The sequence below is a fragment of the Alteromonas sp. 07-89-2 genome (assembly GCF_013113925.1).
GTDB classification, from domain to species: Bacteria; Pseudomonadota; Gammaproteobacteria; order Enterobacterales; family Alteromonadaceae; genus Alteromonas; species Alteromonas macleodii.
In genome coordinates this window covers 39815-63487 of record NZ_VTYM01000025.1, presented here as the reverse complement: position 1 = coordinate 63487, position 23673 = coordinate 39815, and the positions used below count along the sequence as shown (strand labels likewise).

General features: G+C 45.3%; 20 protein-coding genes. 12 read left to right on the top strand and 8 right to left on the bottom strand.

Going from position 1 to position 23673, the window contains the following annotated elements:
- The first annotated feature begins 217 nt into the window (after positions 1 to 217).
- A complete protein-coding gene (locus F0261_RS15945) occupies positions 218 to 1303 on the top strand; it encodes an alkene reductase (RefSeq protein WP_014978677.1) in 1086 nt (361 codons plus the stop codon).
- Between the two features lie 225 nt (positions 1304 to 1528).
- Here F0261_RS15945 and F0261_RS15940 read toward each other — a convergent pair whose 3' ends face one another.
- Positions 1529 to 1747, bottom strand: coding sequence for a hypothetical protein (locus F0261_RS15940; RefSeq protein WP_014948746.1), 219 nt, complete (start codon positions 1745 to 1747; stop codon positions 1529 to 1531).
- Between the two features lie 310 nt (positions 1748 to 2057).
- Between F0261_RS15940 and prfB the strand changes: the two genes are divergently transcribed.
- Together prfB and lysS are read left to right on the top strand one after the other, a co-directional pair.
- Positions 2058 to 3156, top strand: a protein-coding gene (gene prfB / locus F0261_RS15935; protein ID WP_101563798.1) for a peptide chain release factor 2 whose coding sequence is annotated in 2 segments (ribosomal slippage) — positions 2058 to 2132 and positions 2134 to 3156 — 1098 coding nt in all. Because the reading frame shifts where the segments join, the coding sequence is not laid out codon by codon here.
- Positions 3157 to 3179: 23 nt separating this feature from the next.
- Complete coding sequence (gene lysS / locus F0261_RS15930) at positions 3180 to 4748, top strand: lysine--tRNA ligase (protein WP_171338424.1); 1569 nt, start codon at positions 3180 to 3182, stop codon at positions 4746 to 4748.
- A gap of 40 nt (positions 4749 to 4788) precedes the next feature.
- On the opposite strand, the gene F0261_RS15925 is transcribed toward lysS, so the two are convergent.
- From F0261_RS15925 to F0261_RS15915, 3 genes are all read right to left on the bottom strand, one after another.
- Complete coding sequence (locus F0261_RS15925) at positions 4789 to 5730, bottom strand: ketopantoate reductase family protein (RefSeq protein WP_171338423.1); 942 nt, start codon at positions 5728 to 5730, stop codon at positions 4789 to 4791.
- 92 nt (positions 5731 to 5822) lie between these two features.
- The gene (locus F0261_RS15920) at positions 5823 to 6575 is read right to left on the bottom strand and encodes a pseudouridine synthase (RefSeq protein ID WP_014978679.1); all 753 of its coding nucleotides are present in this window, start codon (positions 6573 to 6575) and stop codon (positions 5823 to 5825) included.
- Complete coding sequence (locus F0261_RS15915) at positions 6575 to 7141, bottom strand: Hpt domain-containing protein (protein ID WP_014948751.1); 567 nt, start codon at positions 7139 to 7141, stop codon at positions 6575 to 6577. The genes F0261_RS15920 and F0261_RS15915 overlap by 1 nt, the downstream gene beginning before the upstream one ends.
- A 337-nt stretch (positions 7142 to 7478) precedes the next feature.
- Here F0261_RS15915 and F0261_RS15910 point away from each other — a divergent pair, with 337 nt between their 5' ends.
- From F0261_RS15910 to F0261_RS20145, 6 genes are all read left to right on the top strand, one after another.
- Entirely contained in the window at positions 7479 to 10364 is a 2886-nt protein-coding gene (locus tag F0261_RS15910) for a pitrilysin family protein (RefSeq protein ID WP_171338422.1), read from the top strand.
- Positions 10365 to 10438: 74 nt separating this feature from the next.
- Complete coding sequence (gshA, locus tag F0261_RS15905) at positions 10439 to 12037, top strand: glutamate--cysteine ligase (protein ID WP_014978681.1); 1599 nt, start codon at positions 10439 to 10441, stop codon at positions 12035 to 12037.
- 67 nt (positions 12038 to 12104) lie between these two features.
- On the top strand, positions 12105 to 12743 hold the full coding sequence (locus F0261_RS15900; protein ID WP_014948754.1) for a hypothetical protein: 639 nt from the start codon (positions 12105 to 12107) through the stop codon (positions 12741 to 12743).
- A gap of 290 nt (positions 12744 to 13033) precedes the next feature.
- Positions 13034 to 13492: a hypothetical protein gene (locus F0261_RS15895; protein ID WP_171338421.1), complete on the top strand. Its 459-nt coding sequence runs from the start codon at positions 13034 to 13036 to the stop codon at positions 13490 to 13492.
- 101 nt (positions 13493 to 13593) lie between these two features.
- Positions 13594 to 14007, top strand: coding sequence for a hypothetical protein (locus F0261_RS15890; protein ID WP_014978684.1), 414 nt, complete (start codon positions 13594 to 13596; stop codon positions 14005 to 14007).
- Positions 14008 to 14190: 183 nt separating this feature from the next.
- The gene (locus F0261_RS20145) at positions 14191 to 14316 is read left to right on the top strand and encodes a hypothetical protein (protein ID WP_012517787.1); all 126 of its coding nucleotides are present in this window, start codon (positions 14191 to 14193) and stop codon (positions 14314 to 14316) included.
- Positions 14317 to 14345: 29 nt separating this feature from the next.
- On the opposite strand, the gene smrB is transcribed toward F0261_RS20145, so the two are convergent.
- Positions 14346 to 14996, bottom strand: coding sequence for an endonuclease SmrB (gene smrB, locus F0261_RS15885; protein WP_014948757.1), 651 nt, complete (start codon positions 14994 to 14996; stop codon positions 14346 to 14348).
- Positions 14997 to 15148: 152 nt separating this feature from the next.
- Between smrB and prmB the strand changes: the two genes are divergently transcribed.
- The 3 genes from prmB to F0261_RS15870 all read left to right on the top strand — a co-directional run bounded on the left by prmB (position 15149) and on the right by F0261_RS15870 (position 18562).
- Complete coding sequence (prmB, locus tag F0261_RS15880) at positions 15149 to 16084, top strand: 50S ribosomal protein L3 N(5)-glutamine methyltransferase (protein WP_039226525.1); 936 nt, start codon at positions 15149 to 15151, stop codon at positions 16082 to 16084.
- A gap of 9 nt (positions 16085 to 16093) precedes the next feature.
- Complete coding sequence (aroC, locus tag F0261_RS15875) at positions 16094 to 17191, top strand: chorismate synthase (RefSeq protein ID WP_014948759.1); 1098 nt, start codon at positions 16094 to 16096, stop codon at positions 17189 to 17191.
- Positions 17192 to 17344: 153 nt separating this feature from the next.
- Positions 17345 to 18562, top strand: coding sequence for an MFS transporter (locus tag F0261_RS15870; RefSeq protein ID WP_014978685.1), 1218 nt, complete (start codon positions 17345 to 17347; stop codon positions 18560 to 18562).
- A 28-nt stretch (positions 18563 to 18590) separates the two neighbouring features.
- On the opposite strand, the gene F0261_RS15865 is transcribed toward F0261_RS15870, so the two are convergent.
- The 3 genes from F0261_RS15865 to F0261_RS15855 form a co-directional block, all read right to left on the bottom strand.
- Positions 18591 to 20138: a SpoVR family protein gene (locus F0261_RS15865; RefSeq protein WP_171338420.1), complete on the bottom strand. Its 1548-nt coding sequence runs from the start codon at positions 20136 to 20138 to the stop codon at positions 18591 to 18593.
- Between the two features lies 1 nt (position 20139).
- Positions 20140 to 21426, bottom strand: coding sequence for a YeaH/YhbH family protein (locus F0261_RS15860; protein ID WP_014948762.1), 1287 nt, complete (start codon positions 21424 to 21426; stop codon positions 20140 to 20142).
- 85 nt (positions 21427 to 21511) lie between these two features.
- Complete coding sequence (locus tag F0261_RS15855) at positions 21512 to 23434, bottom strand: PrkA family serine protein kinase (protein ID WP_014975982.1); 1923 nt, start codon at positions 23432 to 23434, stop codon at positions 21512 to 21514.
- Positions 23435 to 23673 lie beyond the last annotated feature (239 nt).

Genomic DNA, 23673 nt, shown 5'->3' with positions numbered 1-23673 from the left:
TTGTACGCTAATTCAGCGAACAAGTGTAAGCTTAATTTTTTCTGCGTCAAGAGGGGAGGCGGGAAATTTGGGATAACGTCGTCGAAATGCACCGCTACTTTTGTGAAAAATGCAAAAGTGCTTTGTTAAAAGTACGGGTTTTAACCTTGCTTATGGACCTTACATTTAGCGTTATCTAAACGTGTAAATTTTAAGAGTAAAGTTTAAGGACCGTATTATGAAACTATTTGAAAGCATATCGCTGGCTGGAAAAACGCTGAACAATCGAATTGTTATGCCGCCAATGACTCGCTCCCGCTCAACACAGCCAGGAGATGTGCCCAACGCATTAATGGCTGAATACTACGCTCAGCGCGCAAGTGCAGGACTTATTGTGAGTGAAGGCACACAAATTTCGGTACTGGGTAAGGGGTATGCGTGGACACCGGGTATTTATACCAAGGCGCAAATTGAAGGCTGGAAGTTGGTAACAGATAAAGTGCATGAAGCGGGTGGTGTGATGTTTGCGCAACTTTGGCACGTGGGCCGCGTATCCCACCCTTCAAATACCGAAGGGCAGCAGCCAATTAGCGCATCGGCAATTCAAGCAAAAGGCGTTAAAGTATTTGTTGATGAAGGCGGCAACCCTGGCTTTGTTGAGTCGGTCATGCCCCGAGAAATGAGCATTGAAGATATAAAAGCCGTGGTGGAAGAGTATCGCGTTGCGGCGCGCAATGCCGTAGATGCCGGATTTGATGGCATTGAGTTGCATTCGGCTAATGGTTACTTGCTTAACCAGTTTATTGATTCTCAGAGCAATACAAGAACTGATGAATACGGCACACGTGTACAGAACCGTATTCGATTCTTGAAAGAAGTGGTACAGGCTGTGTCTGAGGAAATTGGCGCTGATAAAGTAGGTGTGCGTGTAGCGCCCCTTACAACATTAAACGGGACGGTCGACGACAATCCCGAAGAGACCTATCTTGCTATTGCTTCCATGCTTAATAGTTTCAAGATTGGCTATATGCATATTGCTGAAGCCGACTGGGATGATGCGCCGCAAATGCCAATATCATTCAAGATGGCTATTCGGGAAGCTTATAGCGGTCTGCTCATTTATGCCGGAAAGTACGACACAGAGCGTGCCGAAAAAGCTTTAACTGAAGGGTGGGCAGATATGATTGGTTTTGGTCGACCTTTCGTGGCGAACCCCGATTTACCCTACAGACTAGCGAATAATGTACCGCTGAATGAGCACAACCCCGATACGTTATTTGGCGGTGGTGAGAAGGGCTACACAGATTATTCTTTTGCTAAATAGCCGGAAATTCCAGCGGCTGTGTAAAAAACACTTTGCTCAGGGGAAAGGGGCAATCCATTAAAAATGAGCATGGCTCTTTTTTACCAGAACGAACAGCACTTAAAACATGTTGTTCGTTCTAAATCTTACTTTCGTCAGTCAGCAGTTCGACTCATTACGGAACAGCTATACGCAGTGATGTGTTAACACCGTTGATACTCATCGAGTCATTTCTGCACTGTACGGTTAATATTTACGATTGCGATATAGCCAAGTGAAAATTCCGCTTCCCGCTATTAACATTGATGTGGCAAGCCACAATTTAGAAATGGGTGTGCCGTTGGGGCACTGCAACGCCATCGTCGCCCCGGCAAGGTTCTGGCAATCGACGAGTTGGCCCAAGGCCAATACAAAAAGACCGAGAAGTACGCCGATAACGGCATAAGATAAATTATTGAACGACATACTTTTCCTAAAAGATTTTCCAAACAATTCGCACTCTAAACGCACGCGACACTAAGCAATAATGCTCCAAACTAGTGCAGCTGTAGGCTGCCTTTTCAAACATTTACTCTATTTGTATGGGCTAAGACAGCCTACCCAACAGTATGCGCGCGCCATTGAACGGTGAAAATACTCGCTTCAACGAAGGTCGTAAAATCCATACGAAAATTAGCACAAGCTCAGTGTCGCAATATTTGCGCCAACCCCTATCAAAATTCCTTCAAATTCGGTACTATCCGCGGTCTTAAATTTTTAACGAAATAAGCGGACTATGTTTGAAATAAACCCCGTTATGAATGCGATAAAAGATATCCGCGAGCGCACTGAAGCGCTTAGGGGGTATCTTTGACTTTGATGCAAAGTCAGAGCGTTTAGAAGAAGTTAGCCGAGAGTTAGAAAGTCCTGACGTTTGGAATGAGCCAGACAGAGCGCAGGCCCTTGGCAAAGAAAAAGTGGCCTTGGAGCAAATCGTAGAGACGATCCACAAGCTCGATCAGGGAACTGAAGACGTTGAAGGTCTTGTTGAATTGGCTGTTGAAGCCGAAGATGAAGATACCTTCGTTGAGGCCCAAAGTGAGCTTGAAGGCTTAATTGAGCAGCTAGAAGTGCTTGAGTTTCGCCGCATGTTTTCTGGCCCTAACGACGAAAACGACTGCTATATTGATATTCAGTCGGGCTCTGGTGGTACAGAAGCACAAGATTGGGCCAATATGCTGTTGCGCATGTATTTGCGTTGGGGCGAAGCGCACGGTTTCAAAACGGAACTTATTGAAGTGTCGGAAGGCGAAGTCGCGGGCATTAAAAGTGCTACGCTGCGCGTTCAGGGCGAATATGCGTTTGGCTGGCTACGCACAGAAACAGGCGTACACCGCTTAGTACGTAAATCGCCGTTTGACTCGGGCAACCGCCGTCATACGTCGTTTTCATCTGCGTTTGTATATCCTGAAATTGATGACGACATCGATATTGAAATCAACCCGTCTGATTTACGTATAGACACCTATCGCGCATCGGGCGCGGGTGGCCAGCACGTAAACAGAACAGATTCAGCGGTACGTATTACCCACGAGCCGACGGGTATTGTGGTGCAGTGTCAGAACGACCGCTCGCAGCACAAAAACAAAGATCAGGCGATGAAGCAGTTAAAAGCCAAACTTTATGAGTTTGAACTGCAAAAACAAAACGCCGAAAAACAAGCGATGGAAGATAGCAAGTCTGATATCGGCTGGGGAAGTCAAATACGCTCTTATGTATTAGACGACTCTCGCATTAAAGATTTGCGCACTGGCGTGGAAACACGCAACACTCAAGCCGTGCTGGATGGCGACTTGGACAAATTTATTGAAGCCAGCCTGAAATCTGGGCTGTAAACCGAACAACGAAGTGAAAGGTTATGACTGACCAACAAACAGACGATAACAAATTGATTGCAGAGCGCCGTGCTAAGCTAAGCGCTATTCGCGAGCAGTGCCGTGCAAACGGTTTCCCAAACAGCTTCCGTCGCGAAAACTATGCGGATGAGCTTCAAGCTAAGTTCGGTGAATTCGACAAAGAAACGCTACAAGAGCAGGGTAACAAAGTAAGCATCGCTGGCCGTATTATGGCAAAGCGTGGTCCTTTCATGTTGCTTCAAGATATGACTGGCCGCATTCAGGCATACGCAGATAAAGACACGCAAAAAGCGCTTAAAGCAAAATATGGCGCACTAGATATTGGCGACATTATTGGCGTGGCGGGTGACCTGCATAAGTCAGGTAAAGGCGACCTTTACGTGAACATGGAGCAATACGAGTTGCTAACCAAAGCACTTCGTCCATTGCCAGAAAAATTCCACGGTTTGAGTGACCAAGAAACGAAATATCGCCAGCGCTACGTTGATTTGATCACAAGTGAACAAACCCGCAAAACGTTCATGATCCGTAGCAAGATCGTAAACGGTATTCGCAATTATCTTACCGAACGTGACTACCTTGAAGTAGAAACGCCAATGCTTCAGGTTATTCCTGGTGGCGCGACAGCGAAGCCGTTTGTGACTCACCACAATGCGTTAGATATCGATATGTACCTGCGTATTGCACCAGAGCTTTACCTTAAGCGCCTAGTGGTTGGTGGTTTTGAGCGTGTATTCGAAATTAACCGTAACTTCCGTAACGAAGGCTTATCAACCCGTCACAACCCAGAGTTTACTATGCTTGAGTTCTACCAAGCGTATGCAGACTACAACGATCTGATGAACCTGACAGAAGATATGCTGCGCACGCTGGCAGAAGATATTCTTGGTACAAGCATTATCAAAAATACAACTAAAGACGCTGAGGGTAACGTAACGTCTGAAGTTGAATACGATTTTGGTAAGCCGTTTGACCGCTTAAGCATGGGCGAAGCTATTCTTAAGTACTGGCCAGAAGCTAACGAGGAAGCTATCCGCGACCCAGAGGCGAATCTTGACGCGCTTAAAGCAATGGCGAAACAGCTTCACATTAAAGAGCCTGAAGTTGACGGCATTTGGGGTGCGGGTAAGTACCTTTGCGAAATCTTCGAAGCAACCGTGGAAGAGAAGCTTATTCAACCTACGTTTATTACAGAGTATCCGTGGGAAGTATCGCCGCTTGCGCGCCGTAACGACAACAACCCATTCATTACCGACCGCTTCGAGTTTTTTGTAGGTGGACGTGAGTTAGCGAATGGCTTTAGCGAGCTTAACGACCCAGAAGATCAGGCGGAACGTTTTGCGAAGCAGGTTGAAGAGAAAGACGCTGGTGACGATGAAGCCATGCACTTTGACGACGATTACATTCGCGCGCTTGAATATGGTTTGCCGCCAACGGCGGGTGAAGGTATCGGGATTGACCGTTTAGCTATGCTATTTACTGATAGCTCAACAATTAAAGATGTTATCTTGTTCCCACACATGAAGCCTCAGGCGCCAAAAGACGCGCAAGAAGCGGGTGAACAAGAATAATCTTAATCCTTAAATAGCGTGATTTAGGTGCTCGGCGCTGTTAACGCTTCAGCGCCTTAACACGCTCTACTAAAAGGGTATTCTCGGGAACGTGAATACCCTTTTTTGTTGCCATATCTACAATGTAACCGTTGATGGCGTCTATTTCTGTTTGTCTACCGTGAGCAACATCCTGATGCATGCTTGAGTAGTTTTCTCCGGTTGCTTTGGCTACAGACAGCACATTTTCATGAACTGACAGTGCATCAAAATCTAGCCCGTAAGCATCCGCTACCTGAGTAAACTCATTGCAAATTGAAATACGGCTTTGTTCAAATTCAGGCTTAGCAATGTGCTTATTTTGGATATTGTGAAGCGCCGTTAGTGGGTTAATCACGGCATTAACGGAAAGCTTCGTCCATAATGCTCTTAGAATATTATTTTGGTATTGCACCGGCGGAAGTGCGTTATCTAACGTCGCAATTGCGCTGGCTAGCTGTGGCGCTATGTGAGAGAGGGCGGCCAATGTTTGAGGTGATGGCTTATCTACATTAGGCGCTCCAATTTGCGTTGCGCCAACGCCAGTATACTTAACATGAAAATCGCCGCTCGACGCGCTTACTTTTAACGCGCCATGACTGGTTGTAGCAAGAAGCAACGGATAATCGCCGCCTAGTAGATCTCTTGCGATCTCAAGTCCGCCCATACCGTTGTGAAGCAGCACAACGGTAGGTTGTTGTGTGAGATAGGGAAGCCATTGTAATAGGGCTGCTTTAAGTTGATATACTTTTAAGGGGATTATCAGCACATCACTTTTAGGTAACACGATAGGTGAAGGCTTCGCAGGTTTTAGCGCAGTGGTTTGGCCGTTTTGCCAGTGTGCGCAAGAGGGCATGGTTTTCATGTCTCTGGGGTAGCAGTCATACGGCACGCCATTTTTCTGGGAGCTTGCAGCAATTAGGCTTCCTATGGCACCGCCGCCAACTATATGTAGTTTACCCATTAGCACCTATTAAACATTCAAAGTAGCTTCTATTTTCTTATGACTATTAGCACCTATTAGGTTAGCACCTATTAGGCCGTTCGCGTTTTCCCCTAGCACGCCGGCAAAAAGCGTGTGGGCAGGGAAGGCCATGGATAAGTCTCAGGCGCATTAAGCCCGTTATACCAGGCCTGCACGTCCTCTTCGTTTATTACTTTACCGGTATCGAAAGGTGCAGTAACCGATAATTCACCAGAAGACAAAGGAAGGCGCAAATGCCATGCATGAAGATATAGTCTGTCTGATGCCTCACCCCCATAAAGTGTATCACCTAGAATAGGTGCGCCAATGCTTTTAAGCGCAACACGAATTTGATGGGTTTTCCCCGTGTGAGGCTTTACGATAAAGCCCCGTGTGCCGGGCTTAGCCGCGTTACTGAAAAACTGAGTAATAGCCGGGTTTTCTGAGGTTTTTAGCAAAATCCGCTGGCCGCCTCGACGATTTTTCATATCGCCCATTATCATGCCTTGTTTCTTTTTAGGCTTGTGATCGCTTAGCGCCAAGTAGTATTTGCTCACACGTCGTGATGAGAAAAGCTCGCCAATTTCTCCGGCTACAGCTGCATTTTTAGCAAGACATAAACAGCCCGACGTGCCCGTATCTAAGCGGTGGCAAAGATGCAGTTCTGTTACGGCTAACTGCTTTTTTAATCGGGTGACAATGCCGTCTATTTTTTCTGGTTCGCCGTTTTCGGCAATATCTTCTCTAACATCTGCCTCATTAGTGGCATCGTGCATAGCAATGCCAATAGGCTTGTTAACAATAATGAGGTCTGTATTTTCAAAGAGAACGGGGATCGGCTGCACTAGCTATTTTCTAACTCTGAAATGGCTTCTTCATAGTCAAGTTCGTCTACCGCATCGATAATAGCCGAGCGCTTTTCTTGTGGTAGGGCAAGGGCATCTAGCCATTCATCCAGTTTGTCCTGGGCGATAAACTCGCTCGCTTTTAGCGCTGTCATTAACTGTTTTCGCGCTTGCTCAGCTGCTGCTCCATTCGCCGGTGCCGGGGCAGAAGCTGTGACTTCTGGCTCTTTGATCAACGCATCAACCGCAGCAATGGTTTCATCGAGTACTGCGATAAAAGCAGGGTATTGTTCTGCAACGCGTTTGTCGTTTCTAAAGCCGCTTTCTACAGGCTTGCTCGCATTGTGCAAAGCAAAAAGCCCTAAGTTTCCTGTCACGCCTTTTAGTGTGTGAACAAGAGAGTAAGCCTCATTAAAATCACCCTTAGCAACATGCGCCTGCAAGTCAGCATCAAGAGAACGGTATTCGTCCGTAAACTTACCAAGTAGGGTGAACAACAGTTTTTTGTTACCACTTAGCTGTGACATTCCAAAATCAATATCGACTACTGTTGTTGACTGATCCATGCAACTATCCTTTTTATTTCGCAACTTCTATTGGGCTATTTCTATTCCAAATGGAAACCGTTTGTCAGTTCATTCGTACCACTTAGCGAATTCAACTGGCTAAAGCCTATTTTACAAAAGACTATGAAGTGTAAGTGTATTTCAGAAATACACAAATTAATACAATCATAGCAAAGTCGAAGCAAGTAAAGCGCTAAAAAGTCTGGTAGTCTTCGAAAATTCGCTTGCGCTATAGAGATAGCAACCTCTGTTTTCACCCAATAAGCCAAGTACCACTCAGTGAATATAGAGTGAAAAGGCAGAGTGAAGAATGTGTAGTAATTTAAAAGGAATCATCATGTCAGGAAAACTGACCCTACGTACCTTCGTTATGACCATAGGCGTCATTGCAGTAACAGCGTGTCAGCACGTACAGGAAGAGAAGACAAATAACCAACTAAACACAGTAGCTGATTCGTCCAACACCGTGTCTATTCCTTACGAAAAGTACACATTAGAAAACGGACTTACCGTCATTCTCCACGAAGACCATTCTGACCCACTGGTTCATGTTGACGTTACCTATCACGTTGGCTCTGCGCGAGAAGAGGTAGGTAAATCGGGTTTTGCTCACTTTTTTGAGCACATGATGTTTCAAGGCTCAAAACACGTTGCCGATGAGCAGCATTTTAAGGTTATTACAGAATCGGGCGGTAACTTAAACGGCACAACCAATACCGATCGCACTAACTATTTTGAAACAGTGCCTGCCAACCAATTAGAAAAAGTCCTTTGGTTAGAGTCTGACAGAATGGGCTATCTGTTAGAAGCCGTAGACCAAACTAAGTTTGAAAACCAAAGAGAAACGGTTAAAAACGAGCGTGCACAACGTGTGGACAATCAGCCCTACGGATTGCGTTTCGAGCTTAATGGTGAAGCGTTATATCCTGAAGGGCATCCATACTCGTGGATGACTATCGGCTATGTAGAAGATTTAGACCGCGTTGACGTCAATGACCTAAAAGCCTTTTTTAAGCGCTGGTATGGCCCGAACAATGCGGTCCTAACTATTGGTGGCGATATCGACGTAGCCAAAACCAAAGCGTGGGTGAATAAGTACTTTGGGGAAATCCCAACAGGACCGAAAGTAGAAGAGCCTGAGCCTCAGCCAGTAACGCTAGACGAAACCCGTTATGTAACGTTAGAAGATAAAGTTCATCTTCCGCTTCTGCAAATAACTTATCCTACAGTGTATGGTCGCCATGAAGACGAAGCGCCACTGGACGTGTTGGCCGATATTTTAGGCGGTGGAAAAACCTCACTGTTTTACAAAAACCTAGTGAAAGAAGGCATGGCGGTGCAAGCCGTGGTGTCTCACCCTTGCCGCGAACTTGCCTGTGAATTCCAGCTACTCGCTTTGGCTAACCCTGCAAAAATTACCTCACTTTCTACTCTCCAGAACGTACTGAATGAAACCCTAAAAGAGTTTGAGACACGTGGTGTAACGGCAGATGATTTAGCGCGTACAAAAGGACAAATTGAAGCGCGTACGGTATTTGGCTTACAAAGTGTATCGGGCAAAGTGTCAGCCCTCGCCGCTAACGAAACCTTTTACCAAACGCCAGATTTGATTGCCGAAGATATTGCGCGCTACAACGCCGTAACTGCTGAAGACGTTATGCGTGTTTACAATAAATACATTAAAGACGCCAACAGCGTTGTGTTAAGTGTGGTGCCAAAAGGGCAGGTTCAGCTCGCTGCGGCTAAGCAGACCTTTGAACGTCCGGTGAGAAATATTGAAATCGATACGGTAGATTTGTCTGATGACGAAGCTGTTACCAGTGCCCTATCTACCAATACCGCCCCTAGCTTTGATAGAAGCGTAATGCCGAAAGCCGGTGAGGCACCGGTTGTGGAAGTTCCTGATTATTGGGAATCTGAACTTGCTAACGGCATTGAAATACTTGGCGTAACCAGCACCGAAACGCCAACAGTAACGCTTACATTAGGTATGGATGGAGGCATGCTGCTAGACCCTGAGGGTAAAGCGGGTACGGCCTACTTAACCGCGTTACTTATGAATGAAACTACAAAGCATTACAGCAACGAAGAATTAGCCAGCGAACTTGCAAAACTGGGTAGCGCTATCCGATTTAGTACTGCAGGTAGATACTCACAGGTTTACGTGTCTACTTTAACCAAGCATTTAGATGAAACCCTAGCGCTGTTAAAAGAAAAGCTGTTCAACCCTGCGTTCACTCAAGAAGATTTCGATCGCATGAAAGAGCGCGTTGTACAAGGCTTGCAGCAACAAGCGAAAACGCCGTCTAGCTTAGCCCGCCGCGCGCGTGACCTCGTTTTGTTTGGTGAAGAGAACCGTGTGAGCCTGCCGGATGAAGGGACGCTGCAAACTGTGCAGAATATCACGTTGGAAGATGTTAAAACGTTTTATGCCAATTACTATTCGCCAGATAAAGCGAGTATCGTCGTTGTTGGTAACTTACCGAAAAAAGACATGGTGAATACACTAGACTTTATTGGTCAGTGGAAGGGGAATACCTATGAATTTGCTGATTACAGCGACTTTCCCAAGTACGAAGAAAACCAAATCTTCCTAGTGGATAGCCCAGAAGCGGTTCAGTCGGTAGTATTTATTGTTGATAGAAGCTTACCTTTTGATGCGACAGGCGATCACTTTAAGTCTCGCCTTATGAACTTCCCATTAGGGGGAGCATTTAATAGCCGCATAAATCTGAACCTTCGAGAAGATAAAGGCTTCACCTATGGAGCAAATAGTGGTTTCGTTGGTGGCAAAACCCTTGGCTGGTTTGAAGCAAGTACCGACCTCACTGCTGCTAACACAGGTGAAGGTATCGCTGAAATTTTAAAAGAGATTAATCGCTACCGCACTGAAGGTGTATCTGAGGAAGAAATTGCGTTCATGCGCAATGCCTTTACGTTAAGCGACGCACTTGAATTTGAAACACCTACCAGTAAAGCGCGCTTTTTAAGGCAATTGCTTAGCTATGGTCTTGATAACGGCTATCGTGAAGAGCAGCTTGCTATTATCAACAATATTGATAAGAAAACGATGGATACCTTGGCAAAGCAATATTTGAATCTTGATAAGATGCAAATTATTGTAGTAGGCGATAAAGCTAAAATTTGGCCTCAGTTAAACGCGCTATCGATGCCAATTATCGAGTTATCAGTAGAGAGTAACACCCGAGAAACGTTAAACTGATAGATTGATTTTTGTTGAATTTACATTATTGCCCCCCATAACAGGGGGCTATATTGACATAACGGACCACCATTTTGACTGTAGACTCATCCCGTTTTGAAGCGCGCATTGCTGCGCTTAAGTCACCCGAATTTCTCGCTGCGCTAAAAGATATTAAGCGCGGCGTTGAGCGCGAAGCCCTTCGTATAAACCCGAACGGTACGTTGGCACAAACACCCCATCCTAAACCGCTGGGATCTGCGCTAACCCATGATTCAATCACCACAGACTTTTCTGAATCGTTGCTTGAATTCATTACGCCGCCAGAAAACAGTGCTGCCAAAACGATTTCTCAGTTAAAAGATATCCATAAATTCGTTATTGATAATATTGGTGAAGAGCAAATATGGCCGCTAAGTATGCCATGCTTTATAGATGATGAAGCGCACATTCCCATCGCCTATTTTGGTGAGTCAAATGTGGGCAAGATGAAGCGTGTATATCGCATTGGTCTGAAAAACCGCTACGGCAGTATGATGCAGGCAATTGCCGGCGTGCATTTCAACTTTTCTCTTCCCGAAACGTTTTGGAAGCTATGGGCTGAACTGAACGGAAAAGAACATTCTCAAGAGCAGACTTCAGCCGATTATTTTGGACTTATCCGCAACTACCGCAGGTTGTGTTGGCTTATTCCTTATTTGTACGGTGCATCCCCTGCATTATGTGGATCGTTTTTAAAAGGAAAGCAGCATGCGTTACCTTTTAAAAAGGTAGGTAAGGGCACGGTATACATGCCATACGCGACATCACTTCGCATGAGTGATTTAGGCTACACAAGTGCAGAGCAATCATCGCTTAAGATTTGTTACAACAAGCTAGACAACTATGTCACCTTGCTGCGCGATGCGATGAATACGCCGTCATCCCGGTTCAGCCAGTTTGCTGCAGGCGAAGAGGGCAATTATCAACAGTTAAGTCGCAACATCATTCAAATTGAAAATGAACTGTACTCGCCTATACGCCCTAAGCAGCCCACTCAGTCAATGGAAAAGCCAACAGACGCTTTGGTTAGACGCGGTATCAGCTACATTGAAGTGCGCGCTCTAGATGTAAATCCATTTTCGGCAATTGGTATTTCACAGACGCAATTCGATTTCTTAGATGTTTTCTTAGTGGCGTGCTTACTAATGCCAAGTGCAGAACTTGACGAAGCGCAGCTTAAAGAAGCTAAAGAGAATATGAATAAAGTGGTGTTAGAAGGGCGAAACCCTGATTTGCTCCTGCAAAATGGCGGAGAAAATATTTCACTACCTAACTGGTGTGCCTCGCTGTTTAAGTCCTTCGAGCAAGCGGCCGAATTACTCGATTTGGCCAATGATACGTCGCGTTATACACAAGCGGTGAACGTCGAGGCTGAAAAAGTGGCGGATGCGGCGCTAACGCCGTCAGGTAAACTGCTTGCTACTTTGCTAGAAAGCGACAAAGATAATGGCGTGTTGGGCTTAGAACTGGCACAAGCTTATCAAGCTGAGATGAAGTCTTTTGAATACACGGATACGGATGCTGCTGGTTTTGCTGCCCAAGCTGATGTGTCGTTTGCTGCTCAAAAAGAAATAGAAGCTGCTGATGTGAAAGACTTTGATACATTTATTCGTGATTATTTCGCTGAAGCCCCAGCAAAAAAAAATGCCTGACATAGGTCAGGCATCGAAGGGTTCCAGGGAAACACACATTTTACTAGAACATTAGTTAAGACAAGCTATGAACCAAAAGTTCAAAAAATTGGTTGTTTTTTTATCAACTCTCATCGTTCTTTTTCCGCTGTTTATCGCTGGGTGTGCAACTACGCCTCCTAAAGACATCAGTAATTTGTGCGAAATATTCTACGAAAAGGACGATTGGTATGATGCAGCTGCTGATGCCCGCGATAAATGGGGTGTGCCTATACATGTTCCAATGGCCATGATGTATCAAGAAAGTTCCTTCCGCCACGATGCGCTTCCACCGCGTGATTACGTTTTCTTCGGGCTTATCCCTTGGGGGCGTGTTAGTTCGGCTTATGGCTATTCACAAGCGAAAACACCTACCTGGTCTGACTATATGAGAGAAACAGATAACAGTGGTGCGGATCGTGATGATTTCGAGGACGCTATCGACTTTATGGGATGGTTTATTTACAAGTCGCAAAAAGTGAACGGTATTTCTAAATGGGACGCCTACGCGCAATACCTTAACTATCACGAAGGATGGGGCGGGTACAAACGCAGAAGCTATGATAGAAAGCCGTGGCTTAAGAAAGTGGCGTCAAAAGTTAAAGCGCGCTCGCTGCGCTATGCTACTCAACTTAAAACCTGCGAGGAAGATCTTCAAAAAGGTTGGTTTATGAAGCTGTTTAGCTAAATTAAAGAAGCGACGTTATAGTCGCTTTTTTTATGCGTCTATGAACGTTGATTAAAATAAGTAGAAAAATATATTGAAGAAAAAAATTGAGGGATAGACGGGCGTCTATCCCTCAGCGACGCTAAGCCAAGACCGTTTTTTACCCAACGTCGAACAGGCATTTACAAGATAGTGTAAATGAGAATTATTTGCAATACCTTTTTGGTAATTAATTTGTTTTCTCAATATGGCTGTTCAATTAACACCGCAAAAATTCCATCTTGTCTTATACTTTTTAAGTGGAGGAGTATATGGATAAAGACAGGTTCAGTGCGCACGGAGAAGTTCACGCACACTATCAACCCGCGCAAAAAATTCTGCATATAGACTTAGTAGGTCCGTTCAATCTTGAGTTTATGCAAGAGTATGAGCGTGTGGTTGGAGCGCAAAGGAAAACAATCGACAGTCCGTGTTGGGGCAGTTTAGTGAATGTGCATGGTCTGGCGCTTGCGCCAATGCAGGCAACTAATGCGGGACAAGAGATTGTTAGCAAAGCGGTGGCCTTGGGGCTCGTTGCCACAGCAGTGGTACTCCACGAGCCAGAAGGTGTGGAAATGCAGAAGAAGTTTTGGTCTCGCGTTTACGAGTCTTCAACACTCGCATTTGAATATTTTGATGACACGACTTTAGCAACACAATGGCTTAGTGAAAGAGTACTGGCTAGTGTGCAAGCCCGCAGCGTTGATCAGCTCAATAATGCCAGACGATAGATATAACGCGTCTAAATAAGCGAGCTTGTTCTTCTATCGATATTGATCTTTGGTGAGCACATTACGCTACCAATTCTATGAAGGCATAACAGGAGGTAGCCATGGTAGGAAGTCAGCACCAATATCGCTTTTTCAACGTAAACAATGTCCTTTTCGACATACCAAGCAATGTTTATGAAGAGAGAACCGTTGAAGAGTGGTTTGAACACATTGTTAAAGAGGGAAGAAAGCTCGACGAATGGGTTATTTTCTCGATACCTGATAAGAGTCTTACTATCACTAACACTGCAGCGGCGCAACTTTGTTCACGTTTACCATTCTTAAAATCATATGGCTGTCTTGGCTTTCTGCTCCTCGCCACTCACACCAACGCCAAAATCTTTCATCACAGCTTGCGAGCAACCAGTCCTAATTTTGAAATTAAGATAAGTGAGTCTATGGAAGAGCTATGCAGAAGCGCCGAGCTGATGTTGGGGCGAGAAGGGAATTTGAATATTTTTAACCGCTACAAGTGACGTCATAATTATCAATAATAGTGAGTGCATCGATAGCAATGGGACTGTTCAAATACATAGCAAAATTGACCTAGATCAATTCACTAAGTGGTCTGTCATAAGCCGGAAACCTAGTTTGATCTGGATCACAACTTCTACTCAACGCCTCTTCTACTATTCACTTAGTTGAAGAGGAGATTACTTATGTTGTGGACTATGATGAAAGACCCCGTGGTATGGGGCTCACTGCTTGGAATAGGCATTATTGTAGCGATGATGATGTATTACACTTATTTGTTTATGCACAACAGTGCAGATGAAGACAAATAAATCATCGTGTATGGCTGCTCATGCGCAAATTAACGCTTGTTGTTTTGAAGCGGTATGTCGATGAGTACCAGTAGCGCTGCTTGTCCACCATATTCGAGTGGCGCTTGATGAAACGCACGTACGTGTGGGTGCTGAACTAAGTAATGGGGCAGGGCGGCTTTTAGCACGCCTTGACCAAAACCATGCATTACGCACACGCAATCTATCAGTTCTTTTCTTGCCGTGTGAATAAGTGCGGCAAGCTCGGCTTTTGCCATCTCTCGGGTAAGGCCATGTAAATCTAACGTCATTTCTGGCGAGTAGTCGCCACGGCGCAGCTGCTTCAAAATATGCGTAGACTCACCTTCTTGGCAAAAGCGCATGGGCCCTTCTTGCGGCAACGCTGCCTGGTACATATCAGAAAAGTCGAAGCTTGCCGCTAATTGCTTGCTGTGTTTTAGATGTTTACCTTTTACCTGCTGTGACTTCTTAAATAACTCAACTTGCTTATCAGGCTCAACTTTATCTTGTGATAAAGGCGTCACCCCCTGCATTGCATCGGCAAATGAAAAAGTCTCTTCCTCGGTATTCGTAGACATATTTCCATTACGGGCGCCTTCCTGTCTCGCCTGACTTTTATGGCGATGAGGTTCAGAAAGTTGCTTCTTTAATGCTTTGAGTTCTTTTTTAAAGGTTTTCATCAACAATAGCTTGGGTAAATACACTCGAGTTTAACGATTCAAAACGCCTAAATTATAACGAATAGAAAGATTCGGTACGTAGTTAATTATGTGAATCGGTATGAAGTTTGGGTATGATACCAGCTTTGAAATTTTTGATGTACCCAAACGCCATGACCGATAAGTTTTACCTCGAAGAAGCCATTGAAGATCTGCATACCCTGTTAGATATGACACGATGGGCAACCAGCCGTTTTAACGATGCGGCTTTGTATTTTGGTCATGGTACTGACAATGCATGGGATGAAGCGACAAGCCTAGTTATGCAAGCCTTACATTTGCCTCATCCTATATTGGAACAAGTTGGGGACAGCGTAATGACGTCTCGCTTAACGAAAAGCGAGCGAGAGAAGATTGCAGAGCTTGTTTTAAAGCGTGTGCAAACTCGCATGCCATTGCCTTATATCACAAACGAAGCCTGGTTCTGCGGTATGCCGTTTTATGTAGACGAGCGAGTGCTCATTCCTCGCTCTCCATTTGCTGAACTTATTCAAAAAGAGTTTGCGCCATTTGTAGAATCTACGCCTAACAGTATTCTTGATATGTGCACGGGCGGTGCGTGTATTGCTATTGCGCTTGCTCATGCATACCCAGAGGCGCAGGTAGATGCCGTTGATATCAGCACAGATGCATTGGAAGTGGCCGATATCAATATTCAGGAGCATGGTCTTAGTCACCGTGTTTATCCCATTCAGTCTGACCTGTTTTCAAGTTTAGAAGGGCAGAAATACGACCTTATCGTGTCTAATCCGCCTTATGTTGACGCAGAGGACATGGCTGACTTGCCAGAAGAGTATCACCACGAGCCTGAGCTTGCCCTTGCCGCAGGTGAAGACGGTCTGGAACTGGTTGATATCATGCTTAAAGAGGCGCCAACTTACCTTAATGACGGTGGCTGGTTATTCGTTGAAGTTGGAAATAGCGAAGTGCACATGAGCGAAAGGTTCCCCGGGTTAGAAGTGATTTGGCTTGAATTCGATAACGGTGGTTCAGGTATTTTCGCCGTGCGCAAAGACACACTAGTACAGTATTTTAGTAGTAAGGATTAATAGTTAATTATGTCAGGTAACAGCTTCGGAAAACTTTTCACTGTAACCACGTTTGGTGAAAGCCACGGCATTGCAATTGGCGGTGTAGTAGACGGTTGCCCTCCAGGACTTGAGATCACTGAAGAAGATCTTCAGGTTGATTTAGACAGACGTAAGCCCGGCACCTCTCGTTATACTACGGCGCGAAGAGAAGACGATGAAGTACAAATTTTATCTGGCGTATTTGAAGGTAAAACTACTGGCACCAGTATTGGTTTATTGATTAAAAATAAAGATCAGCGAAGCCAAGATTACGGCAATATCAAGGACCGCTTTCGTCCAGGCCACGCTGACTATACCTACGATCAAAAGTACGGAAGCCGTGACTACCGCGGTGGTGGTCGTTCGTCTGCACGTGAAACGGCTATTCGCGTAGCCGCAGGTGGTATTGCGAAAAAGTACCTTAAAGAAGTGCACGGTATTGAGGTATTAGGCTATTTGTCTCAGCTTGGGCCGGTAACAGTAGATAAGGTTGATCACAGCGTAACCAACACTAACCCGTTTTTCTGTCCTGATGAGTCTAAGCTAGACGCGCTGGACGAGTACATGCGAGACCTTAAAAAGTCAGGCGACAGCATTGGCGCAAAAGTATCGGTTGTTGCGAAGAATGTGCCTGTAGGCCTAGGCGAGCCTGTTTTCGATCGACTAGATGCTGAAATCGCCCACGCCATGATGGGAATTAACGCCGTGAAAGGCGTGGAAATTGGTGATGGTTTTGATGTTATAAATCAAAAAGGCAGTGAACACCGCGATACGCTTACTCCTGAAGGATTTACATCTAATCATGCAGGTGGCGTGCTAGGCGGCATCTCTACCGGTCAGGATATTGAAGTACACATGGCGCTTAAGCCTACCTCAAGTATTTCGGTTCCCGGTAAAACTATCAATAAAGACAATGAGGAAATCGATATCGTCACAAAAGGTCGTCACGACCCGTGTGTGGGTATCCGTGCTGTACCTATTGCCGAAGCCATGCTGGCACTGGTATTGATGGATCATCTGCTGCGCCACCGCGCGCAAAATGCCGGTGTGCAGTCGACCACGAAACCAATTGCGGGTCAGGCATAGCAGTTTTTTAAATCGCAAGACCGCAATGCCAAGACTGCGACGTTAACGCGGATTAAAAATACACGCTGCATGAGCGCATGTTGCGCTAATTAATTTTATCATTCGCCACTGCCGGTTCTGCGCTAGTGGCGTTTTTGCATATGGAGATGTGAATTGTCACCAAATGGCCTAAACGATGCCAACAACACTGCGGCGAGCCCAGCAAGCAGCAAAACCGGCCTCTTTATTCTTGCTATCACCTACTGGCTTTACTTCGGTCAGCTTGGCGTGCTTGTGCCTTATTTAGGTATCTTCCTTGATGGGCGGGGATTTTCCTCTGCCGAAATCGGTGAACTTTTTGCGGTTATAACGCTAGCGCGTATTTTAGGGCCAGGCCTGTGGGCTGGCGTGGCCGATAAAACGGGTAATGCCATTGGCGTAATGCGTTTAGGCTGCTTGCTCACCGTACTGACTTTCAGTTCGGTGTTTTACTTCACCAGTTTTTGGGGGCTTACGTTGGCGTTCGGATTAATGATGATGTTCTGGACAGCGGTGTTGCCTCAGCTTGAAGTTATCACGATGAACACGGTGGCGAAAACCAATGCCACGTATGGGCAGGTAAGGCTATGGGGGAGCGTTGGCTTTATTTGTTTGACGGTAGGTGTGGGTAAAGCCCTAGATATTTTTTCTACCGATACGCCAGTGCACGCCAGTATTGGCGTACTCGCGTTATTGTTCATCAGTACCTTGTTCATACGTGCGCCCAAAGAAGCTGTACCTGAAACGTCTACGGCGGGAAGTATTTGGAAATACGCCAAACAAAAACCTTTCGCCATCTTTATATTCGCTTCAGCGTGCTTGCAAATTAGCTTTGGTGCGTATTACGGATTTTTCGCACTTTACATGCGCGACCTTGATTACAGCGGCCAACAAACTGGCATCTTTATCGCGCTTGGGGTACTTGCCGAGGTGGGGATATTTCTTATTGCCCGCCGTCTGATTAGCCAGTTTGGCGTGTGGAATTTATTGTTTGTGAGTATCGCACTGACAGGGCTTCGCTGGTATGTCATGGCGGCATTCGCTGATACCTTTATGGTGATTGTGTTGAGCCAGCTTATTCATGCGTTAAGCTTTGGTTTAACGCATGCGGTATCGGTGCATTTTATCCACCAGTTCCTGCCGAAGGCGTATCAAAGCCGAGGGCAAGCGGTATACATCAGTATAGCGTTTGGATTAGGTGGCGCATTTGGAAACTACATGGCAGGGCAGCAGTGGCAGCAAGGCACTAACGCCTATGAGACGTTCGTTACCGCAGCCGTTTTTGCAGCAATAGGCGCACTGTCATTGTTACTGTGTTCCAGAAAAGAAATGGAAAGTGCAAAGGCGGCTTAAAATCTTGTTCTGAGGGCTGACCGCAGGCTTACGCCTGCGGTGCACGTTTACACTCTGATATCACGTCAATACCATCATCACCATTGTCTTGCTCTAAACGTACATCAAATTTCCACAGCCTGTGCAGGTGGCGCATGACTTCATCTTTTGAATCGCCTAGCGGAATTCCTCGCTGAGGAATATAGCGAAGAGTAAGCGAACGATCGCCCCTCACATCAACGTTATGTACCTGAATGTTGGGTTCTAAATTACTTAAATTGTATTGAGCAGACAGCTTCTCTTTAATAATTTGATAACCCATTTCGTCATGAATAGCGCTCACCGCAATAAAGGGCTTGGTGGTGTCATCTTCAAGGGCGAATAACTTAAAGTCGCGAATAACTTTAGGCGATAAAAACTGACTGATAAAACTTTCGTCTTTAAAGTTTTCCATGGCGAAATGCACGGTCTCAAGCCATTCTTTTCCTGCGATACTTGGAAGATATTTATAGTCTTCTTCAGTGGGGGACTGACACACCCGTTTAATATCCATGAACATGGAAAAGCCTAACGCATACGGATTGATGCCAGAGTAATAAGGGCTGTTGTACTCTGGCTGCATAACGACGCTTGAATGACTGTGCAAAAACTCCATCATGAAGCGGTCGCTGACCAAACCCTCGTCATACATCTCATTTAGAATGTGGTAGTGCCAAAAACAGGCCCATCCTTCATTCATTACTTGAGTCTGCTTCTGCGGATAAAAATACTGTGAAACTTTCCGTACAATACGCACAATTTCACGTTGCCAAGGTTCAAGTAAAGGTGCGTTTTTTTCAATAAAATAAAGCAGGTTTTCTTGCGGTTCTTGTGGAAAACGAATTTTTTCTTTGTGTTTGCTATGCGGGCTATTTGGCAGGGTGCGCCAAAGCTCGTTCACTTGCGATTGCAGGTAGGCCTCGCGCTCTTCTTGTCTGTTTTTCTCTTCTTGTAACGAAATTGTCTGCGGACGTTTGTATCGGTCAACGCCGTAATTCATTAGCGCGTGGCACGAGTCGAGCATATTTTCGACTTCATCAAATCCATATTTTTGTTCGCATTTAGCAATGTAGTTCTTAGCAAATACTAGGTAGTCGATGATAGAGCTGGCATCGGTCCAGGTTTTAAATAAGTAGTTGCCTTTGAAGAATGAGTTGTGACCGTAGCACGCATGAGCCATAACGAGCGCTTGCATGGTAATGGTGTTCTCTTCCATTAAATACGCAATGCAGGGGTCAGAGTTAATGACGATTTCGTAAGCCAGCCCCATTTGTCCACGACGGTATTGTTGCTCAGTTTGAATAAACTTTTTGCCAAAGCTCCAGTGCGTGTAGTTAAGCGGCATGCCGATGCTGGCGTAAGCATCCATCATCTGCTCTGCGGTGATCACCTCAATTTGATTGGGATAGGTGTCTAACTTAAATTTTTTGGCGATGCGATCGATATGTTGCTCATACTCTTCGATAAGTGGAAACGTCCAGTCGGGCCCATCGCTTAATAAGTGGCGTTTTGATGTTTCAGGCTTGCTGTTTTCTTTTGCCATAGCGTCGGTTGTCATATTAGGCTCCTTGCTGCGCATCTTGTTCAGAGCGTTTGAATAGCTCTCTGAACACAGGATAGATGTCGGCCTGTGTTTGTATGTGCTTACATACAAAGTTGTCGTGAGTGGCGGCCACTTTCTCGTATTCTCGCCACAAACTTTGGTGCTGCCTCTCGGTTATCTCGATATAGGCATAGTAACGGGTTGCGGGTAGCAGTTTAGCGGTAAGCAAGTCACGACACTGTGGCGAGTCATCAGCCCAGTTATCGCCATCTGACGCTTGTGCTGCATAGATATTCCAGTTCCCATCGCTGTAGCGCTCGCGAACGACTTCATCCATTAGCTTCAATGCACTTGAAACAATAGTGCCGCCGGTTTCTTGAGAGTAGAAAAACTCGTGCTCGTCTACTTCTTTCGCTTGCGTGTGATGACGAATGTACACCACGTCTACGTTTTCGTAAGTTCGCGTCAAAAAGAGATACAGCAAGATGTAAAACCGTTTAGCCATGTCTTTGGTGGCTTGGTCCATAGAACCAGATACATCCATTAAACAAAACATTACGGCTTTGCTTGAGGGAAGCGGACGCTTGTCATAGTTCTTAAAGCGCAAATCGAAAGTATCAATAAAAGGCACTCGGGCTATTTTGGCTTTAAGTGCTTCAATTTCTTCTTTTAATGCATTTATGGCTAACGTATTGTCGTGCTTGTCTTCTATAAGCAGTGCAAGTTTTTCTTCAAGCTCTCTCAGTTTCTTTCTATCACTTCCGCTTAAGGCAATACGCCTTGCCACAGAGCCTTTGAGTGAGCGAACAATATCTAAATTACTTGGCACGCCATCGGTCTGATAACCTGCGCGATAGGTTTCGTATTGGGTGACTTTATCAAATTGATTTTTCTTTAAGTTGGGAAGCGCTAAATCTTCAAAAAGTAGGTCTAAATATTCGTCTTTGGATATAGAAAATACGAACTCATCTTGGCCTTCGCCTTCATTGCTAGCGTCGCCTTCTCCTGCGCCCTTGCCACCGCCTCCTGGCGGTCTATCAATTTTATCACCCGCTGTGAATTGGTCGTTGCCAGGGTGGACAATATCTCTACTGCCGCCGCGGCCGGTATGAAAAATTGGCTCAGAGATATCTCTGGCTGGAATGCTAATTTGCTCGCCAGAATCTAAATCGGTAACAGAACGTTTACCCACTGCATCAGAAACAGCGCGCTTTATCTGCTGTTTGTAACGCTTAATAAAGCGCTGGCGGTTTACCGTACTCTTACCTTTGCTGTTTAACCTTCGGTCAATAAAATGCGCCATACACACCTGCTTGTCTTGTTGTGAACTACAAATACCCGTGCTGAAGCACGCATTACACGCGCTTCAGCACCACATGCGTTTAGCGCTAAGACGCTTTACGTACGCGCAGGTACCATTCACACAGCAACCGAACTTGTTTTTGCGTATATCCCTTCTCGGTCATACGATTTACAAAGTCGTCGTGTTTTTTCTGCTCCTCTGCAGAGCCTTTGGTGTTGAAAGAAATAACCGGCAGTAAGTCTTCCGTGTTAGAGAACATTTTCTTCTCAATCACGGTACGAAGTTTCTCGTAACTGGTCCATGCTGGATTTTTGCCGCCGTTATTTGCACGGGCTCTCAAAACAAAGTTAACGATTTCGTTACGGAAGTCTTTCGGATTACTTATTCCCGCAGGCTTCTCTGTTTTTTCTAACTCAGCATTCAGTGACGCTCTGTCGAACAGCTGTCCGGTTTCTGGGTCGCGATACTCTTGGTCTTGGATCCAGAAATCAGCATAGGTTACATAGCGGTCAAACAGGTTTTGCCCATATTCAGAATACGATTCTAAGTAAGCCGTTTGAATCTCTTTACCAATGAATTCCACGTAGCGAGGAATGAGGTAGCCTTTCAAAAACTCCAAATACTTATCAGCGGTTTCTTGAGGGAACTGCTCCCGTTCAATTTGACGCTCCAGTACATAAAACAAATGGACTGGGTTTGCCGCCACTTCTTGGTGATCGAAGTTGAACACCCTGGAGAGAATCTTAAATGCAAAGCGGGTGGATAACCCCTCCATGCCTTCATCGACACCGGCGTAGTCGCGGTACTCTTGATAAGACTTGGCTTTCGGATCGGTGTCTTTCAGGCTCTCGCCATCATACACGCGCATTTTAGAAAATAGACTGGAGTTCTCTGGCTCTTTCAAGCGCGATAACACAGTAAACTGCGCTAAACACTCTAGCGTGTCTGGCGCACACGGCGCGCCGTTAAGCTCGCTGCTGTCTAGTAACTTTTTGTAGATCTTAATTTCTTCACGTACTCGCAAACAGTACGGAACTTTTACAATATAGACACGGTCTAGGAAGGCTTCGTTATTCTTATTGTTTCTAAACGATTGCCACTCAGACTCATTTGAGTGCGCAAGTATAAGCCCATCGAAGGGAAGGGCAGAGAAGCCCTCTGTTGGGTTGTAGTTACCCTCTTGTGTAGCGGTTAATAGTGGATGCAGCACCTTAATCGGTGCTTTGAACATCTCCACGAATTCCATTAAGCCCTGATTGGCCTTACATAGTGAACCTGAATAACTGTAAGCATCAGGGTCGTTTTGTGCATATTGTTCTAAGCGGCGAATATCAACCTTACCTACCAAAGATGAAATATCTTGGTTGTTTTCGTCACCGGGTTCGGTTTTAGCGATACCCACCTGGTCGAGCACTGACGGATAAACGCGAACCACCTTAAACTGGGTAATATCGCCATTGAATTCATGCAGGCGTTTGCGTGCCCACGGAGACATGATGGTTTTTAAGTAGCGCTTAGGAATGCCGTACTCTTTTTGTAAAATGTCGCCATCTTCTTTGACATCAAACAGACAGAATGGATGGTCGTTAACAGGCGAGCCTTTCAGCATGTAAATAGGTACGTGTTGCATCAGTTCTTTAAGTCTCTCTGCCAGAGACGATTTACCGCCACCCACTGGGCCGAGCAAATAGAGAATTTGTTTCTTCTCTTCAAGACCTTGTGCGGCGTGTTTAAGGTAAGAAACGATTTGTTCTATGGCCTCTTCCATGCCATAGAATTCTGAAAAAGCTGGATAACGAGAAATAACGCGGTTTGAGAAAATGCGGCTAAGTGCCGGGTCGTTGGCAGTGTCGATTAATTCAGGCTCACCAATAGCTTGCAGCAAACGTTCTGCTGCATTTGCATAAGCGGTTTGATCCTCTTTACAAATTTCAAGGAACTCCCCAATGGTGAACTCTTCCTGTTTTCGCTCTTCATAGCGACTTTGATAGTGTTCAAAAATACCCATGAATACCCCTTAAATACGGAACCCCGTAATTTCAGCTTAGTAGGTATTTGGGAAAACGATAGTAATTATTATGTATAGTTTTTAATCTTTTCGTCTAATGAAAAATGCAACTTTAATAAGAATTTAGTGTCACTTAATGAACAACAGTGCATAAAAAAAGCCCCGCTTGGAGGCGGGGCTTTTTATAACTGATACTGTACGCTGTTAAGAGCGCAAGGCGCTTAACGCCTCAGTCTTTG